General features: G+C 53.5%; 14 protein-coding genes and 1 tRNA gene. 7 read left to right on the top strand and 8 right to left on the bottom strand.

The window, feature by feature from the left end; translation table 11 throughout:
• Positions 1-65: 65 nt before the first annotated feature.
• The 5 genes from ACILRA_RS22095 to ACILRA_RS22075 form a co-directional block, all read right to left on the bottom strand.
• Complete coding sequence (locus tag ACILRA_RS22095; RefSeq protein ID WP_395664193.1) at positions 66-3704, bottom strand: caspase family protein; 3639 nt, start codon at positions 3702-3704, stop codon at positions 66-68.
• Positions 3705-4604: 900 nt separating this feature from the next.
• Positions 4605-6113, bottom strand: coding sequence for a caspase domain-containing protein (locus tag ACILRA_RS22090; RefSeq protein WP_395664192.1), 1509 nt, complete (start codon positions 6111-6113; stop codon positions 4605-4607).
• A gap of 586 nt (positions 6114-6699) precedes the next feature.
• Positions 6700-7299 (bottom strand): hypothetical protein, encoded by a 600-nt coding sequence (locus ACILRA_RS22085; protein ID WP_395664191.1) that lies wholly within the window; start codon positions 7297-7299, stop codon positions 6700-6702.
• Positions 7300-7425: 126 nt separating this feature from the next.
• The gene (locus tag ACILRA_RS22080; RefSeq protein WP_395664190.1) at positions 7426-8094 is read right to left on the bottom strand and encodes an AAA family ATPase; all 669 of its coding nucleotides are present in this window, start codon (positions 8092-8094) and stop codon (positions 7426-7428) included.
• Between the two features lie 88 nt (positions 8095-8182).
• Positions 8183-9028, bottom strand: a complete 846-nt coding sequence (locus ACILRA_RS22075; protein ID WP_395664189.1) for a hypothetical protein — start codon at positions 9026-9028, stop codon at positions 8183-8185.
• 176 nt (positions 9029-9204) lie between these two features.
• Between ACILRA_RS22075 and ACILRA_RS22070 the strand changes: the two genes are divergently transcribed.
• Positions 9205-9960, top strand: coding sequence for a hypothetical protein (locus ACILRA_RS22070; protein ID WP_395664188.1), 756 nt, complete (start codon positions 9205-9207; stop codon positions 9958-9960).
• A 101-nt stretch (positions 9961-10061) separates the two neighbouring features.
• On the opposite strand, the gene ACILRA_RS22065 is transcribed toward ACILRA_RS22070, so the two are convergent.
• Positions 10062-10502: a hypothetical protein gene (locus ACILRA_RS22065; protein WP_395664187.1), complete on the bottom strand. Its 441-nt coding sequence runs from the start codon at positions 10500-10502 to the stop codon at positions 10062-10064.
• 224 nt (positions 10503-10726) lie between these two features.
• Between ACILRA_RS22065 and ACILRA_RS22060 the strand changes: the two genes are divergently transcribed.
• From ACILRA_RS22060 to ACILRA_RS22045, 4 genes are all read left to right on the top strand, one after another.
• On the top strand, positions 10727-11050 hold the full coding sequence (locus ACILRA_RS22060) for a hypothetical protein (protein WP_395664186.1): 324 nt from the start codon (positions 10727-10729) through the stop codon (positions 11048-11050).
• A gap of 772 nt (positions 11051-11822) precedes the next feature.
• Positions 11823-12155 carry a hypothetical protein gene (locus tag ACILRA_RS22055; protein ID WP_395664185.1) on the top strand — a complete coding sequence of 111 codons (333 nt, stop codon included), beginning with the start codon at positions 11823-11825 and terminating at the stop codon, positions 12153-12155.
• Positions 12152-12307 carry a hypothetical protein gene (locus tag ACILRA_RS22050; RefSeq protein ID WP_395664184.1) on the top strand — a complete coding sequence of 52 codons (156 nt, stop codon included), beginning with the start codon at positions 12152-12154 and terminating at the stop codon, positions 12305-12307. The genes ACILRA_RS22055 and ACILRA_RS22050 overlap by 4 nt, the downstream gene beginning before the upstream one ends.
• Positions 12308-12555: 248 nt before the next feature.
• Positions 12556-12987 (top strand): DUF6641 family protein, encoded by a 432-nt coding sequence (locus ACILRA_RS22045; RefSeq protein ID WP_395664183.1) that lies wholly within the window; start codon positions 12556-12558, stop codon positions 12985-12987.
• Positions 12988-13011: 24 nt separating this feature from the next.
• On the opposite strand, the gene ACILRA_RS22040 is transcribed toward ACILRA_RS22045, so the two are convergent.
• Together ACILRA_RS22040 and ACILRA_RS22035 are read right to left on the bottom strand one after the other, a co-directional pair.
• Positions 13012-14397 (bottom strand): hypothetical protein, encoded by a 1386-nt coding sequence (locus ACILRA_RS22040; RefSeq protein WP_395664182.1) that lies wholly within the window; start codon positions 14395-14397, stop codon positions 13012-13014.
• Positions 14398-14573: 176 nt separating this feature from the next.
• Positions 14574-14650 (bottom strand) — tRNA-Arg (locus ACILRA_RS22035).
• Positions 14651-14732: 82 nt separating this feature from the next.
• Between ACILRA_RS22035 and ACILRA_RS22030 the strand changes: the two genes are divergently transcribed.
• Both ACILRA_RS22030 and polA read left to right on the top strand, forming a co-directional pair.
• On the top strand, positions 14733-15782 hold the full coding sequence (locus tag ACILRA_RS22030; protein ID WP_395664181.1) for a zinc-dependent alcohol dehydrogenase family protein: 1050 nt from the start codon (positions 14733-14735) through the stop codon (positions 15780-15782).
• Positions 15783-15822: 40 nt separating this feature from the next.
• Positions 15823-18744, top strand: a complete 2922-nt coding sequence (gene polA, locus ACILRA_RS22025) for a DNA polymerase I (protein ID WP_395664180.1) — start codon at positions 15823-15825, stop codon at positions 18742-18744.
• Positions 18745-18865 lie beyond the last annotated feature (121 nt).

Raw genomic sequence — 18865 nt, 5'->3', positions numbered from 1 at the left:
AACGATTGACGCCATTCTCGGGTGACCGTCGTGTCAACACGACAGCTTGTAGCGGCAGACAGCAATCACTGTGGATTTATGACCACCTCGCCGATGATCTGGTCGTAGTATGCGGGTTGCTGCTGGTGATTGATCGTGGCCGCAAGATCAGCCACATCCTTCTGCACAGCCTTAGCTAGACCAGTCAGCGTGAGCCCTTTCTGGCCAAGCACAGGAAGCAACTCACGTGTAAAGACTGAGTTGGGATCACTATCACCGTCATTCAACCTATCCAACGCAGCCTGACCAATTCCAGCCGAGAACAAGACGAACACTCCGCTGGGCGCATCTGTCCTTTCCAAGCCACGTGTACCACCTATGCTGCGAGTGCCTGTGGCATCGAATGGATTATCCCTGCAAGCATCCAGCACGAGGAAGGCGGTCTTCGCTCCCTGCTTCTGTATGCGCCGCACGATGTCGTCCACTGAGAAGCCTTCACTGCGTACTAAGTCCTCATCACCTGAAGCGGGCTCGGGCATGTCTTTGGCTATGAGGATGTTCTCGCCGCCCAGCGCCACTCCATGCCCTGCAAAGTAAAACAGAGCATTGTCACCTGGCTGTATCTTGCTCTGAAGCTCGCTCAGTTTCATGTTAAGCGTTCGCCTGTCTGGGTTCTCTACGGACACGACATCGTATCCTATTCTAGTCAATGTCTCACTCACTGCGCGACCGTCGTTGACGGCCTTCTGCAACCGAGGAAGGTTCTCATAGTCGTTGATGCCCACTACGAGCGCCACCCTGCGGCCTGTTAAGGTGTAAGGTTTTGCTGCTGGCGTAGGTGTGATGTTGTTACTGTCAGCCGCCGGCACATCAACTAGTCCAAGCTTTGAGCGACAGTCATCCACGGTGATGCCGAGTGCATCAGCTTGCTTGCGGGAACCAGAGGCAGAACTTGCAGAACTCCACTCTGTCTTGTCAGAGTTTAATGACTGCTCGCACAATTCTATGAGCGACAGCGGCTTAGGGGAGGGAACTGTATTTTCGGAAATGGTGGTGTCTTGCGGAGGCAATATAGCTAGCGGAGCAAGACCAATCTCTGCCCTGCAATCATCAACGGAAAGTCCAAGTCGTATAACCCCCAAAACATCTGGCGCGAAGGACTCTGATCTGCTCCAATTATCTCTATTATAATTGAGCGCATTGTAGCAAGAAGCCCTATTGGCACTTACAAAAATTTCTTTCGAATGAGCAATGGGTTCTTGAAGTCTTGTGAATCCAATCGCTATCCTACAATCATCAATAGAAAAACCGCGACGCTTTGCCTCTGTCACATCGACACTGAAGATACCGTTATTGTCCCAGTCGGTGCGAGCCGAGTTTAATGCAGCATTACATATAACATTGTCTGCTTTTTCTGTCACCATGTTGGACTCCTCAACAGGTGATATGTTCAGGGGTCCAAATCCAATCGCTGCCCTACAGTCATCAACAGAAAGACCGCGACGTTTAGCTTCTTCTACTTCAGGCTGATAAGCCGTTAATGAAGAAAAGCGTCTACGGGTTGGAATTAGTGCAGCAGTACAAATAGCCTCTTTGGGACGCAGTCGTATAGCATCTGTGGAAGTTATCACTGTATTCTTCTCTATGCCGAGAGCCGCTCTGCAGTCATCAACGGACAGACCACGACGCTTGGCTTCTTCTACTTCAGGCTGATAAGCCGCAATTGAAGAAAAACGTGTACGGGTTGGGATTAGTGCAGAAGTACAAATAGCCTCGTTTGGACGCTGTCGTATAGCATTTGTAGACGCTACGAGTTTGTTGTTGTCTAGACCGAGAACTGCTCTACAGTCATCAACAGAGAGGCCACGACGCTTGGCTTCTGCGACATCCAAGTATGTTTTATTGGGATCCCATCCATCGCGCATCATGCTCAGTGCTTGTATGCAAACCTCTCTATCTTCTGCGTTCATGTGCTCCGAGTCGACCTTTTTACTTCGGTCGATGTACATCGTTCCATTGTCGCCAATAACACTTTCCAATTCGCCCATTGCCACTCTGCACTCTTCCAAGGACAAGCCACGGCGGTTCACCTCTTCGACAAATGCTGCATAGCCGTGGGAGCTATTCCAGTCCGAACGATCTAATAGGAGTGCGGCTCGGCAGATGAATTCGTCGGAGCGATCTTCGTATGGAGTAATCGTGGTTTGTGACGCTGTGTCCTTTCTAATCGCCACCCTACAATCATCAACGGATAGACCACGACGTTTGGCTTCTACGACGTGGCTGGCGAAAAGAGCAGATTGATCCCAATCATTACCATTGGCGTTGAAAGCTCCACGGCAAATGTACTGATCTGAGAGCCGTGATACGGATGAACCGCCATCATCGTAGGAGTTACTGGCGACGGATAGTCCGATAGCAACTCTGCAATCATCAACAGATAGACCACGACGCTTGGCTTCTGCAACTTCTCTCGAGAACGCCTCTCCTGTTGCGAATTTGTCTCTGCTGGCTACCAGTGCAGCTACGCAAAGATTGGAATTGTTATTCTGACTTGCTGAGTTGAAGCCGGTATCACTATTCAAGAATGCCTCTACATCAGTCCTAAGGAAATCAGGTTGATCAGTCACCGTTGTTAGCCCGATTTCTCTCCTGCAGTCATCGACAGAGAGACCGCGACGCTTGGCTTCACGTACCTCAGTCTCAAAATTTAGCTTTGTCTCCCATGACTCCCCCTCTGCGGCCAAAGCACTTGTACATAGAGCTTTAGCTGGTCGCGTGGTTATGCTTGATTGCAGCTCGATGGTCCGAGCAAGTCCAATCGCTACTCTGCAATCATCAACAGAGAGACGACGACGCTTGGCTTCTGCGACATATTCAGCAAAAGCGGATCCTGTTGAGTAAGCATTCCGATCGGGTACAAGAGCGGCTGGACAGAGAAAGGAGTCCTCCCAATCCGTGACATGAGATGAAATCCGCTGAGTTGATGTGCGAGTATGCACATTCGTAGAAGTATCACCATAAATGGGTGCGAGCCCCACGGCCATCCTGCAATCATCAATCGATAGACCACGCCGTTCTGCTTCGGCAACATTATTGGCCATCAAAGGGTTTTTATCCCAAGTGCTTTTCGATGTGCTAAGCGCACCACCACATATAATCTTGTCTGAAAAAGCACCTACTGAATTAGCCGGGTTGTATTTGCCGTCAGAATTCACTCTGGAGAGCTCGTAAAGCGTCCACTGATCAAGCCCGCCAGTATCCATTCGCCCTATCTGATTTTGAAACGCTTTAATCGCGGCAATAGTGCCAACGCCGCGCTTCCCATCAATCCTGCCAGAATAGAGTCCTAATTCCTTTAGCTTGGTTTGGGCATTCCTAATATCTTCGGCCTCTTTTTTCTTAATCTTCTTCATGTCGGCAACAACATCAACCACGCGACAGTGCCCAGCCTCTTTGTTGCAGTGGTTCAACACCTCTTGTGCTGCTCGTTTGTAACTTTCCCAGCCACCCCACCAATAGCACTGGCCAGTCTTGTCACTGTATGCCATGGCCTTGCTATTCCGTTCCTTGGCGAAATCAGCATAGGCATCTCTGCATTCACCTTCAGCAAATGCAGCGGTAGGTTGGGCGAGCAATACGACTGCTACAATAGAGCAAAGGGCCAGCCATCTGTTGGTAGCCTTCAACACTTGTGGGGTGTCGTGGTTGTCTGATCTTAGCATTATTGATTGACCATTTAGACGGGGCCAAAGCCTACGCTATGTCTCATCTCTTGGATTGTAAAGTCATCAGATTTTCAGACGTTAGGCGGGCGGGCACTATCGGCGGACCACCCCTTTTGGTAGCGGCCAACTATACCGCTCTTCCAGTAAAGGTAGATGGTCTAGTCAGCCTCTTTCGTCGTGTTGGCACGACAGTCCTACCTGCGCGATCAACGAGGAAACCGCCGAGTTTCCCCGACGGCTTGAAGCTGTGACTGCGTGTCGTGTTGAAACGACAGCTATGGTGAGGCGCTACCTGTCTGACTGCCTAAGGTCTGCCCCCCCCTGTACCCTGCCCAGATGGCTGCTGAGTTGCTGACACTGGCGATTGAGACGCACCAGCAAGCCGCTGCTGGCGATTTGCGAGTTGGACAGCGGCGCTGATTATCCGCCGAGCCGAGCCCTTGCAGGCATGAATGATGGACAGCGTGAGTGTATCGGGTGGGATCGCCGAGGTGCCCAAGCCTTCGCTGCTCAGCAGCACGATACAGGCCCGCCAGACATGTTTCTGCGAACTGAGGGGAGCCAATTCAAGTTCGCATAAAAGCTGACAGTCGACGGCAGAAACGGTGAAACTGATACCATCGCGCATACTTTCAGATTCGCACGTCAACAAGCCGTTGAGAACCTTTAATCAGACTCTTTTGTCCCAGCCAATCCAGTAGAGAGGCGAGTTGGGGTCAAATTGTGTGGCCCCCAACTTGTTCACTTTGTGGTTGGAGAGAGTAAGCTCAGTGTTTCTCACCCATCTCAATAAGCTCAACGGTCAGCGTCACAATCTGAATAGGCAGAGTTTTTGCGGATGCAGTGTTGACAAGACAGAGGATAGACCACTAACGAGCACACAGAGATACCATACTGTTAATTTGCACGGCAGCTACAGCGTCCGCCAGCTGCATCACCAGTACCGCCTTGCCAAACACATTTGTACTTTTTACCACGAAATTGGACTGTTACGGACTTGATGCTCTTTTTAAGAATAATGGCGCCAGAGGGAACGGTCCACCCTCTGTCTCCTTCCCCATTTTTTTTGACCTTGTTGGTCAAATAGCCAGCCTCATCTGCACCTCGGCTCGCCTCTTTTAAAGGTTTAGCGGGCTTGTTCTTGTTTAGCTTAGCTCTGTCCTCAGCAATCTCACTGGCATCATTTGCTACGTTAGGTTGGCGACCCTTCCGGGCAAGAGTATTCGTAGTCACTGTCTTCGTTTTTGGCTCTATACCCTCAGCGAATGTATCTTTTGCCTCTGCAGTTACATCGGGAGGATCAACCACGTTATCGCGTGGGTCCGAGAGCGAAATTTCATTTTTGGTCGAGACACCTGCCGTCTCGGCACTTTCCACTCGGTTCGTCACCTTCTCGCTGCTGACATCAGCAGTAGTTGTGCTAGCGAGAAGTTCCTTAAGTCTTGCTTCAGCTATCGGCCTAAAGACCCCACCAGGGTAAATGTTGAGATACGATTTAAAGAGAAGTGGATCAGTACTATCTTTGATGCTCCGCCAAAATTCTGTCTCTGCCTCTAAGCGGGCTGCTGTATCTTTGCTTTCATTTTCGGAGGGTGCATCCTCTAATAGGCCAAGTTCTTGTGGAGGTATCTCCGATAGATAGTAAAAACCCGTGAGGTTGGTGCTTTCCCACGGTACTTGCTTGCCTTCTGTTTCCTTTTCTACGTCACCTCTGACCTTTGTCATTGCTAGTCGAATTTCTAATCCCGGCTCAGATAGATGTTTCACGAGAGCAGCAGCAAAAGGGCTTGTTTCTCCTTCGCCATCAAGAGCAACCTGACCAGGAGCCGTTGAGAACGATATGAGCGTGCCTGCGCCAGACTTCATCTCCGAAAGGCCACTCGCAACTGATACGGATCTTGTTGTACCCAAGGATCGCTTTATTTGTTCGACAAACGGATTGTCTCGACAGGCATCAAGAAAGATAAGTTTCACTTTCGCATTTGCAAGTGCCTGATCAATTGCGAGTTCGGCATCAACGCCTGCGCCTAACTTGACTTCGATTGCTCGGTTGATCACGCTATCGGTTGGAATGAGGTAATTCCGTCCATCAAGTGATACGCCATGACCAGCATAGTAGAAGATCGCGACATCAGCTCCTTCGGCGCGATGAGTGAAGTCTGAGAGTGCTTGTATAAAGGACCGGCGATCCAGATCCAGCTTTAGCTCTGTATCAAACCCGTGTTTACTGAATAGGGCAACGACAGATCTCGCATCGTTCGTCGGGTTCTTAAGCTGAGACGTATGCTCGTATGCCGAGTTTCCGATAACTAAAGCGACCCTCTTCTCCGCCCACGCAGGGGAGGCAAAATCAAAAGTCGAAACGTAAAGTAAGGCAACCCAACAAAAAGCGAGTCTCAAATTCATTGAAGGAGTGCCTTTGATTGCGAAAATGCTCAACTGCGGATTGGATGAAGTGCCCACATAATACCTTTAAACGTGGGAATGGCAATCCGCGAAGAAGGCGTCGTGTTAACACGACGCTTGCCATCAATCCGTCTCTCTAGCATCCAGATTCCCCATCTCGCCAACTGCTGTTCCCGATGTTAGCCTGTCTGCAACCATCGTCGCCAAATAATGGAATTAATGCCGCCGAGTCAACACAACGCTCGTACCCATGTTCATGGCGATCTCAACGGAACTATGACCTGCCTATAACGTCCTCGTGGCATAGCTGGAGACCAGTAAGCCAGCGGGCATGGCCATGACGAACTCCTCTGGCTGTCGGCTTCACACCTTGTAATTTGCGTGATATGATACCTTCCCAGGGTATCATCCTGAACGATAATGATCTCCAAACCATTGAGTTCCGTCTACGGGTTCTAAACAAAAAATACCGGTGGAGTGTCCACCGGTATTGAAAACGGTTAAGCAACCGCCGCTGTCATTCTGAGGAACGTATCTACCCGAGTTCAGGTTATCTGAGAAATCCTGACATCCGGACAAAAGCTGCTCATGACTGCCTAAAGCAATCCTGCGTCTTTTCCATCTCGGCAAGAAATTCATAGAGGATGTGAATGTCAACACCATAAACGTCATGGCATTCGAAGTCAGCAAATTGACTACTGTCTCTCACCTCGTGACCGAAGTACTCATTCTCAGATAGAGCGATGAAGCCGAAAGAAATCTTGTGTCGATCAAGTATGGCTCCCAGATCACCTGAATAGCAACACTCCCAAAGCAGCTGGCCACGCTCGTCGCCGATATAGAGTTGAGCAGGGGTTACTCCTGAATGATCGGTTAGACGATCCTCGAAATCAACAGAGAAGTGCTCTCCTTCATTGATGTCGAATGCACTATTCAATTCAAAGTATTGGTCAATACACCAGCTAAATCGCTGCTCTGAATACTCCACAATTCTTTCTATGCATTCAATTCGGGACATTGGGACTGATCCGGTTTGGTGACCGACGATATCATCAATTAGATCCTGCGCCCCAAAAGAACTCCTTAACTCCCGACCAAGAGTGAAAGCATTTCTTATAAGCTCAAGCTCTTCAGCCGTCTTTGCCGTTGTCTTGAGAAGCGAAAGAATATCCTGTACATTCTGCATTGTAAAATTCTCCATGATTAAAAAAATATTAGTGTAATGGGTTAGTTGGTATGTATGAAATCGTTGAGGCGCTAGCTCACCTATGTACTCCTTAGTGATATTGAATTGAAAGAACTTTGCGGACTGCTAGGTCAATAGCGTCATTCGCTTCTGCTTACTTGCGATCTGGAATGCTGCGCTGACCACTTTACGTGCCGACCCCTTGCAGTCTTCAATGATGGGAAGCAAAGCGTTGTCAGCGGGAGTGATAGCATCCATGTCCGCTAAGACACGCCTGAACAATGGCAACCACAAAGGCGCGGGAGCAGCATTAAAGGCTAAGCGATGGCACCGATCTTGAACGCTGGACTCAATCTCATTGATGTAGTTTGTTGTCAGTATGAAGATAGAGTTTGGACTGTTCATTGCCGACTTAAGCGAGCGCATTGCAGGAGCAGTGAGATTGTCAACCTCGTCCAAGACGAAGTAGTGATATCTGCCACTCAGCGGGACCACAATGCTCTGGTTGGCGACCTGATTGATTACAGAGGCACCATTATTGCCCTGCTTGACCTGCACATACTTTGTGTTGGGCAACTCTCCGCTTCGTGCCAACTCCATCTCGTCAGGCAGTAGCTTGGCAAGTGCACTCTTGCCTGTTCCAGGCACACCGTAGAGCAAGATGCCATTTATACCAGAAGCAGGAAACGGCAGTGCACCGTTTACTATGTCGTGTATCACGTCACAGCTGTACTGGGTCGGAAACACAATGTCAGCTATGGAAGCCGGATTATAATGGTCGGGATTACAAGTCATATGAAATATCCTATCGTTAAATGGGAGGTCGTAGAAAGTTTTTTGGAAGAAGAGGGCGAGTACGTCTCCCCGCCCCAGCTTCATGCTTTTAATGAAGAGCAGCTACAGCAGCTTCTTTAATGCGCTGTGCCTGAGCTGCATCGTCGTTCTCCGCCGTGTGGTCCTTCGCAGCCGCAGCGACTTTCGCCTTGTTCTGCGTGTAAAAAGCAGCAAGTGCGGCATTCAAAGCGGTATCACTGGACACCAGCGCATTCAGGTCGAAGTACCCATCTGCGCCCTGCGTCACAATCAGCACATGCTGGCTGCCGACCTTCGCCTCGTCATACTGTCCGGCCAGCACATCCAGCTTGAGCTTCGCAATCACACTTTCTCCAATGGAGAGCTTGGCGGCATCAGCCTTCTGCTTGGGCGACTTGGCATTAGGGGACTTGGCGAGGCGGAGTTCTTCCACGCCGTTGTTGTCACGAATAAACTTCGGAAGGTCCGCAACTGCAATCTTAGCGGCAAGCGCAGCACGCAGAGCAATGCTGTATGCGCTCACACGGCGACGATCCACACCAAACACCGCCTTTACGATCTTCGCCAGCGTGTGGCTGCTAGGGGCGACCTTGTACTCCTTCTTTGCGAGATACTTGTCGACGTCTTCAACGAGCTGCTTGGCGGTGTCGGTGTTCTTGCACATAAGCGTGTAGAGGCCATAGCAACGCTGCAGAAGTGCGTAAAGCTGGTCGTTGCTGGTGCGGTAGACAGTGGTCTCCCAAGTGTCCTTTGCGATAGCAATGGCTTCAAGCTCACTATAGGCGCTAACAATAGCGGGGGTGCTCGCAGCAGCAACAGCAGCAGTGTCGTGAAACACGATAGCGTTTGCGTCAGCAACAACGGCAGTAGCGTCAACGATAACATTGGCAGGCACGGCGGAAATAATGGTGGTCATAATATCTTGTCCTTTTCAAATGTGAGCGGCTTGCTTTCGTTTCGCCGCACAGAGCGTCTGCTCTGATGATTTGAATATCTCACGCAGCACTGATTTGTTGAATTAACAGGATGGGATTGATCGCTGTGAGGCGTCGTTGTTAAGGTGAGTCAAGTCAGACTTGGGAGACGCTTGGGATGTATGAGAAACGACTGATTGGTCGACGCCCGCTTTATTTCCGCTATGCGCCACCACTTACGGACTTGGATTCATATACAGACGATGAGCTTCCCAAGCTTCCCTTTAAGGGCGCTCAACCGCATCAACGCAGCGTCTATTACTATTGGTGGCTGTTTCTGAAGGAGCACGAGGGATATCGTGTGTGCTGTGAGAGCGGCGGGATAGGCGAATACGCCGCCCTCTATGCAGACTTTGGCGATGTACGCGATGACGACTTCATAAAATGGTGGAAGCGCGGTGGCAGACTGCTATTCAGCATCCCGCAAGATGACCCTATCCATGTCTATCCCAGTGCAGATTTCAATCTGAATGACGATAACCGCGTTGTTGTGTCATTGCCTGTTGATCGCGATGTGGATGAGTTGCTCGCTGAATTGAAGCAGTTGCTCAAGCCATTGCGAAAGCAGGTACCTGTGCGTGAGGCTGACAAGCGGGCGAAGTATGAAGTGGCGACAAGGCCAGTCCTCCACTCACTTCATCAGCACTGGCAGGTCTATCGTTTGCGGAAACAAAAGCCAGACATGAAGCTGCACGACATTGGCGATGAGATCGGCATCATTGTGGATGAGAAAGACGGGGCTGATCCGAAAGCGGTAAAAGCAGCTACCGTAAGCCGCTATCTTAAGCAGGCAAATACGCTCATAGAATATGCAGGCCGGGGCATATTTCCTATTTCGACGTCTGCTCAAGCAGCACTTCTGACGAAGAAGTAGTGTGTGGCTGTCGTGTTGAAATGACAATTTTGGGGGACTTAAATCAATGGCGATCGCTGATTAATTAAGACCAGCGATCGCTGCTTGTGCGTTTTGAAATGTTAGGCAGCTACTCCGCTGGCCGACCAATTCGCTGCTTTAAGAATAGAAGGTATGATTGAATACTTTGGGCATTCCTCAGCGTACAATCGTTGCCCATCATCGGTCTCAAGCCACGAATTGATGGAATGGAGTGCGGCGGCAAAACGACCATTATTTGCGGCTAGCTCTATGAGCATTGCACAGATGGCTCCCTGCTTTAAGTCATCGTAATCATCAGCGTCATTTAGCATTGTCTTTAACAATACTCTGCTTTCCATTAGCCGTGCATCAAGGGATATCTTGCGGTTGCTCAATTCAATCTCAACAGCGATTTGCGCAATAGCAGACATAGCATCTACGATGCGTGAGATATATAACTCGCTGTGAGGCAAATCGCAGTTATTATTTATGCTCTCTGCAAGGGCCATAATGGCGTAGTAACAACCTTCATTCAGTGACATTCTCAAATTACCTCTCTTTTGAAATGCATGGCTTAATTGCCAGCCCGCGTATCATGGCTCAATCAGAAGGCTGGATCACTTAACGACATCAAGCGGAACGACGTACTTGTTGTTGTTAAATGCTGAGGGATGATTTCCCAGTAGGATCTACGTCGTGCTCAATCGCTGTGACATGTTCAGCATGGAACTGTCGTGTTGAAACGACACTTGGAAGGAGATGGACAATGCCAATTGCCAATATTGTAGATCGTCGTAAGCGGCAGTATCGCTCTTGCCCCATTACAGCTGCGATTGAACCCAGTTGTGTAGACAATGATATGCCATTTGCTGACCAATACGATATCAATGAGGAAGATATTACAACTTGGTTCGAGGAGAGGCCTAACATGAGCCTATATCTCGCTATTAATTGGGCGAACAAGTTCAAGTGCCCTGTCACGCTGTACATCTATGACTTTGATCTTGATGAGGAACAGCAAGCGGAATTAGAGCAGACAATGAAGGAGTTTAATGAGGAGTTGGAACGTCTCACTGCTAATGATACTTGATTGACATGTTTTTATTTGCGGATAGTCCACGCTTCGCGTAGACTGCTCATTGCGTTCATTGTCTATCGCTGCGCTCTGACAATTCACTTATTCGCATTTTCTTCTGTTCATTTGTTTCTATCACTCGCGATGGACAATTTGAGTGGCGATAGATGGATGGATTATTTGTTATTGAGTTGAAGTGATTGAACTCGTCTAGCATTTCGCTAGATTTAAGTCACACCGACGATGGGTTTCCCCATCGCCAAATGAAAAAAGCCTCTGCTTTTCGCTGAGTTCTTCGTCGTTCAACTGTTCGCAACCCATTTAACTGGGGTAAGGCGCTGTTACGATTGCCTGCCTTTTATGCTGAATGCCTGCTCATCTATGTCTGCGACCTTTGAACTTCCACTACCGCAGACAGTCATTGATGTGAGATTACTGTCGTCATATCTCAAGTGCCATCTATGATGGCTTTGACCGCTGTTTGCTTCGCTAGCCTGTTTAGCCAGCAGCGAGATGACAAAGCGTTTTGTTTAAGTGCGGAACTCGCAAAGGGAGACGCTGTGCAGCGCACAAGTGTCCAGCCTGTGCGTTTAGTGTCATTCGCCGTGCTGCTCTCACATTCATTGACCCTCCTGTATCAGATCAACAGCACACGAAATTGTCCTGTGCGAGACATGTAGCAGTGTGGAACACGGGGTCGTCAGTCCTCATGTTCATGTTAGTATTTAGCAATAATCTCGAAAACACCGCTGAAATGCGATTCTCGCGCATTTGTATAAATACACACATGAGAACGAAACAAACACGACAATACAGCGGACGAAAAGTTGCGCTGGACGAACAACTCGCAGACAAACTGATCGCGCTTGGACTTGTTGAAAGCCTGGCTGATCTCAGCAGGCAAATGGGGCGCAACACGACCTACTTCGCGTGTATGAAGAACAGGGGATATAGCCTTCACATTGGCAGCCTCGTATTCCTCGCAGCAAAACTCAGTAATGAACTGAACGCCAGCAGTTGCGTGAGGACGCGAGCCACACTCAGGTCGGCCATTGCCGCCATCAACGAAACCATTCAGGCTAAGTGCAAGATACGCGAGCAGGAGTTGCTGGGCCAATGACGATTGATGAAGTCGTGGGAAATGACAGGCTGAAATCTGAGTTGGAACGCAACAGGAAAGCGCAGCAGGCACTGAAAGTGCGGAAAGCGCAGATCAAAGCGCAGGTAGCACAGCAGCAACTCCGCGCTACAAAAGCCCCTGCGAAGCCCTAGCAGCGCCCTTGCTACCACTCCCCGCTATAGCAGTAGCGGACAGCCCCAAAAGCCCGTGTAGAGCCCGTAAAAAAGCGTTTGTGCGCTGGATAATGATTTCGCGCTCCATTTCATTATCCAACGTGCCGCTACTCAAAGCACATCTGCACTGAGTTTCTGAAAAAGACAGGTGAATGACGTCTTTTAGGTTGTCCAAACGTCAAACAGACAACACGCTTGTTTCACGCTCAAACACACAGGAGGTTGAAATGAGCAAGTTGAAGTCCCTGCAGTTCGTGTCCGTTCCCAAGTCCTTTAGCGCAGATCCCACGCTTGCGCGGCGCAACAAGTTCCTCACGCAGCTTGAGCAGCAGCTGGCACTTGCGCAGAACGAGAGTTATGTTGTGCACCGCCAGCGTTGGGTAAAGCAGCAGGATGGCAGCAAGCAGCTGGTGGAAAGCCCAAAGCGTGTGAAGCGGTGGTGGCGTACGGATGCTGCTGGTAACTGCTTCTTCATTCTGCGCTACGGCAACAAGCTCGTTCCTATTGCGGACGGTAAGAGTGCCATTGCCGTTGGTGAGCGGTCCAACCTGGCTGCAGTGATTGAGATGGTCATTGCTGCCACAAAGGATGGTGAACTTGATGGTGCGTTTGAGGACGCAAAGGCCATGCCGCGCACGGTGAAAAAGAAGGCGGCGTGATGCGTGACAAGCGAGAGGGTAGTGCTACTGCCCTTTCGCCCCTTTCTTTGCAGCAGCCTTCTTCTTTGGCCGCCGCGATTGTAGCATCTCAATGTTGTCCTCACCACGCAGATGCGATGCGTAATGCCTGTCAATCATTTCAGGTGAAGTGCGACCATTTCGTGCAAGTGTCACATGGTCAATCTTCTCGCCATACATCAGCCTAAACATGAAGCAGGTGTGGCGTAGCGAGTAGATGGTGCGTTGTTCGCCATTAGGGCCTTTGCCGTAGTTCAAATCCCACATCAGCACCGCGAATTGGCGCTCAAGCTCCTTCAGTGCGTAGTCGCGTGTTTCGTAGTTGGGGAAGAACACATAGGCCTCTGGCCCAGTCGGTCTGCCCAGCTTCTTGTTGTGCGCTGTCAGCCGCTCATAGATCTCCACCGCCTTTTCCATCGTCACAAATGGCTCGTTGTGGCCTTTCGTTTCTGGCGGGTTCAAGCGAAGGTAGATGTGCTCTTCGCGCACGACAGTGACATGCTTGTGCTGTAGGTTCTTAATGTCTGTAGGACGCACATAGCTGTTGGTAGCAAAGATGATGAGGTCCAGCAGCTCTTGCGTGATCGTAGTCTTGCGTATCAACCGCCCGTCTTTGGTGTCTCCTTCCGCAAAGAGCTGACCCAACTGCTCTTCACCCTTATCATTCATCAGCTTGCGATATTCAAAGCGGCTGCCAATCAGCTCCTCCGCTCTGTCGCACATGCGGCGATATTCTTGTTTGGTGAAGTAGCCACGCGGTTGATGGTCTGCGTCGACGCTGGGGAAGTGCGGAACGCTGGGAATATCTCTGCACTTGTAGGCGTAGGTGAAGACGCTCTTTGCGGTCTTCATGTAGCCATTGATGGTTGAGCCTGTCAGATTTTGATGTGACAGGTCATTCAGCAGTTCCTCCATGTCCTCAAAGTGGATGCTGGCAATTTCTCTGCTGCCCAGCGCAGGCAGGATGGTTTTCTTCAACCTGTAGTCCATAATCTTGTAGGTCATGTCAGTGAGGTCGCCGCGAGCCGCTTGCGCCTTCTTCGACTTCATCATCGCAGCAGCTACTTTTGCGAAGGTGACCACATCCTTCTCGCGCTGCGGAGCCATCACGCGGCCGCTGATCACTTGGTCGTAGAAGGACCTCGCAAAGATGGTGGCGTCTCGCTTGACCTCTGTCTTCGTACTCCTGCGGTAGACCTTTCCGTTATGGAAGGTTCTCACCCACCAATACGGACTTGCCTCAAGCTTGTAGATCTTCAGCTTCTTTGGATATCCGCTGATCTCAGTCAGCGTGCCTGGTATGGGTTCAGTGCGGTGTCGCTGTGGTGCGTCAACGGCCTTTGTGGCGCCTTCAGCATCGCTTGGATCAGAAAGGTTAGTGGTATCTGCCATGCCACTCCTCCAAAATGCTTAAGTTAAGCATTTGTATTAGCTGCAATAGTGCCTAAAGTGGCACCCCAATTAGGGCAGCGTAGCAGCCTGCTGTAGTATAGTCTAGAGTATACTACTTTGCGAGCTGGGCGCTCAGTGTGGAGACGAGATAACTAACTGATTTTATTGGGGAAATTTGGCGCACCCGACAGGATTCGAACCTGTGACCTCTGCCTTCGGAGGGCAGCACTCTATCCAGCTGAGCTACGGGTGCAGCGGAGCATGCAATCCCTATACCCGATTGGCATGGCGTTCCGCAATGGCTGGCGCTAACAGGCTGTTTGGGAGGTGCCGTCATGAAGGCTGCCGTGTTCGAGGCTTACCGGGGTCCGCTGGAGATCAGGACCGTGGCGGATCCGGCCTGCCCGCCGGATGGTGTGGTGCTGAAGGTCGCCGCCTGCGGCGTATGCCGGTCGGACCATCATGGCTGGAGCGGGGTTGATCCGGATGTGGCCCTGCCGCATGTGCCGGGGCATGAATTTGCGGGCACCGTCATCGCCGCCGGGCCAGACTGCCGCGGCTTCCGGCTGGGGGACCGGGTCACGGCGCCCTTCATCCTCGCCTGCGGCACCTGCCCGGATTGCCGCGGGGGAGAGCCCACCGTGTGCAATCATCAGCATGTGGTGGGTTTTTCCGGCTGGGGGGCCTTTGCGGAGATGCTTGCCGTGCCGCGGGCCGATTTCAACCTGGTGAAACTGCCGGAGCAACTGGGCTTCGCGGAGGCCGCCGCCATGGGCTGCCGCCTCACCACCGCCTTCCGCGGCCTGGTGGACCGCGCGCGGCTGGAGCCCGGGGAGTGGCTGGCTATCCATGGTTGCGGCGGCGTGGGCCTGTCCGCCGTCATGATCGGCTCTGCCCTTGGCGCCCAGGTGCTGGCCATCGACATCAATGACGAGGCGCTCGCCATGGCGCGCCAGCTGGGCGCCAACGTTACCCTCAATCCTGCGTCCGTGGCAGACACCGCGCTTGCGGTGCGCGACATCACCGGCGGCGGCGCCCATGTCTCGATTGACGGCCTCGGCATCACCGCCACCATCCACAACTCGGTGCGCAGCCTCAGGAAGCTCGGCCGTCATGTGCAGATCGGCCAGCCGCTGGGCCCGCATGCAAGCCCGCCCATTCCCCTGCTCGAGACGGTCTATGCCCGGCAGATCTCCATCCTCGGCACGCGCGGCATTGCCGCCAGCCGCTTTTCCGGCCTTCTCGGCATGATTGCGGGGGGCAGGCTGGATCCCGCCCGCATGATCACGCGGCGCATCGCGCTGTCTGACGCGGGTGCGGCCTTGAAGGCGATGGACGGCTACACCGGCGTGGGCGTCACGGTGATCGACAACATGCAGGCGTGAGGCGCTGGCATCGGCCCCCTCCCGGTGGCATAGTGCAGTCATGTCATCCGCATCTCCCTTGAAGCCCGGCGACCATCTCTACCTCATCGATGGGTCTGGGTATATTTTCCGCGCCTATCACGCGCTCCCGCCCTTGACGCGCAAGTCGGACGGCCTGCCCGTCGGCGCCGTGCAGGGCTTCTGCAACATGCTGTGGAAGCTGCTGAAGGAGACGAATTCCGGCCAGAAGCCCACGCATTTGGCCGTCATCTTCGATCATTCGTCGAAGTCCTTCCGCAACGACATCTATCCGCAATACAAGGCTCAGCGGCCGGATCCCCCGGCCGATCTCCGCCCGCAGTTCGGCTTGATCCGCCAGGCCACCCGCGCCTTCAACGTCGCCTGCGTCGAGCAGGAGAATTACGAGGCGGATGATCTGATCGCCACCTACGCCCGCCTGGCAGTGGAGGCCGGCGCCACCTGCCGCATCGTGTCGTCAGACAAGGACCTGATGCAGCTCATCCGCCCCGGCGTGGCCCTTTATGACACGATGAAGGACCGCGAGGTGGGCGAGCCCGAGGTCATGGAGAAATTCGGCGTCACGCCGGACAAGGTCATCGACATCCAATCGCTGGCGGGCGACTCAGTGGACAATGTGCCAGGCGTCCCCGGCATCGGCGTCAAGACAGCCGCCCAGCTCATCACCGAATATGGCAACCTCGAAACGCTGCTCGAAAGAGCGCCTGAGATCAAGCAGCAGAAGCGCCGCGAGAACTTGATCCAGTTCGCCGATCAGGCCCGCATCTCCAAGCGGCTGGTGACGCTCGACGAGCACGTGCCACTCACCCATGACGCCGGCAGCTTTGCGGTTGATACGCCCAAGGCCACCCAGCTCATCGGCTTCACCAAGGCACTGGAGTTCACGAGCTTCACCCGGAAGATCGCGGGCGAGCTGGACTGCGATGCTGCGGCCATCGATCCCATCCCCGTCGAGGTGAAGTTCTGGCCGCCTGAGGGCGTGGAGCTTCCCCTCGCGCAGACCGCGGCCCCAAAGCCCAAAGCGGAAGCCGTCCCCACCTCTGCGCCCGCGGGCGCAGCACCCACCCAGGATGACTCGGCCCTTCTCGCCATCCCCTTCACCCATGCAGAGTACGAGACGGTCACATCCCTCAGTGTACTGAAGGTCTGGGTCGATGCCGCCTATGAGAAGGGCTACATCGCCATCGACACGGAGACGGACTCGCTCGACTCGATGCAGGCCAATCTCGCCGGCGTGTCGCTGGCCTTGGCCCCGGGCAAGGCCTGCTATATTCCGCTCGGCCACAAGGCCACGGGCGGCGGCCTGTTCGGCGGCGAGCTGGTGGAGGGCCAGATCCCGCTGGCTCAGGCGATCGCCACGCTGAAGCCGCTGCTGGATGACCCGTCGATCCTCAAGATCGGCCAGAACCTCAAGTATGACATCGAGGTGCTGACCCGCCATGGCATGCCCGTCTCCTCTATCGATGACACGATGCTGATGTCCTACGTGCTCGAATCGGGCGACGTGGGCCACGGCATGGATGAGCTGTCCCGCCGCCACCTCAACCACAGCTGCATCGCCTTCAAGGATGTGGCGGGCTCCGGCAAGTCGATGATCACCTTCGACCGCGTGCCCATCGCGGACGCCACGCGCTACGCCGCGGAGGATGCGGACGTCACACTCCGCCTCTGGCTCCTCCTCAAGCCCCGCCTCGCTGGCGTCGGCAAGCGCGCCGTCTATGAAACGCTGGAGCGCCCGCTCGTCCAGGTGCTGGCCGCGATGGAGATGGAAGGCATTCTCATCGATCCTGAACTGCTCCGCCGCCTGTCCAACGATCTCGCCACCTCCTGCGCGGTGATCGAGAAGGAGGTCTATGATCTCGCGGGCGAGCGCTTCAACATCGGGTCCCCGAAGCAGCTGGGTGACATCCTCTTCGGCCGCATGGGCCTGCCCGGCGGCCGCAAGACCGCCACCGGCGCCTGGAGCACGGACTCGGACGCGCTGGAGGATCTGGCCGCCCAAGGCATCGCACTCGCCCGCCGCGTGCTGGACTGGCGCCAGCTCTCCAAGCTCCGCTCCACCTACACGGATGCGCTGCCCAACTTCATCAACCCGGTGACGAAGCGCGTCCACACCTCCTATTCGCTGGCGGCTACCTCCACCGGCCGCCTCGCCTCGACCGAGCCCAACCTGCAGAACATTCCGGTGCGCACCGAGGAGGGCCGCAAGATCCGCTCGGCCTTCATCGCACCCGAAGGGTCGAAGCTCATCAGCGCCGACTACAGCCAGATCGAGCTGCGCGTGGTGGCCCATGTGGCGGATATTCCGCAATTGAAGAAGGCTTTCGCCGAAGGCCTGGACATTCACGCCATGACGGCGTCCGAAATGTTCAACGTGCCCATCGCTGGCATGGACCCGATGGTGCGCCGCCGCGCCAAGGCCATCAACTTCGGCATCATCTACGGCATCTCGGCCTTCGGCCTCGCCAACCAGCTAGGAATAGGGCGGGAGGAGGCGGGAGACTACATCCGCACCTATTTCAAGCGCTTTCCGGGCATCCGGGACTACATGGAAGCAACCAAGCAGCTGGCGCGCGAGCAGGGCTATGTCGAGACCATCTTCGGCCGCCGCATGCATTTCCCCAGGATCAAGTCGCCCAACCCCTCCGAGCGCGCCTTCCTTGAGCGCGCCGCCATCAACGCGCCGATCCAGGGTGCGGCAGCAGACATCATCCGCCGCGCCATGATCCGCATGCCGGATGCGCTGAAGGACGCGGGCCTCGCCGCGCGCATGCTGCTGCAGGTCCACGACGAGCTGATCTTCGAATGCCCGGACGCCGAGGCGGAAGAGACCATGAAGCTGGCGAAGCGCGTCATGGTCCAGGCGCCGGAGCCCGCGGTGAAGCTCTCCGTGCCCCTCCAGGTCGATGCCCGGGCCGCGCAGGACTGGGAGGCCGCGCACTGAGCATTTTCCCTTTTCCCATCCTTCGGACGGGAGAGAGAAACAAGCGGTTTCCGGTGGCTCGGAAGCGCTCTAGTGTCTTGATCGATAAATATGTATGATCATGCCCTGATTTGATTTGGGG

It is taken from the genome of Aestuariivirga sp. (genome assembly GCF_044239095.1).
In the GTDB taxonomy this organism is placed as follows: domain Bacteria; phylum Pseudomonadota; class Alphaproteobacteria; order Rhizobiales; family Aestuariivirgaceae; genus Aestuariivirga.
This window is presented reverse-complemented; position numbering and strand designations above follow the sequence as displayed.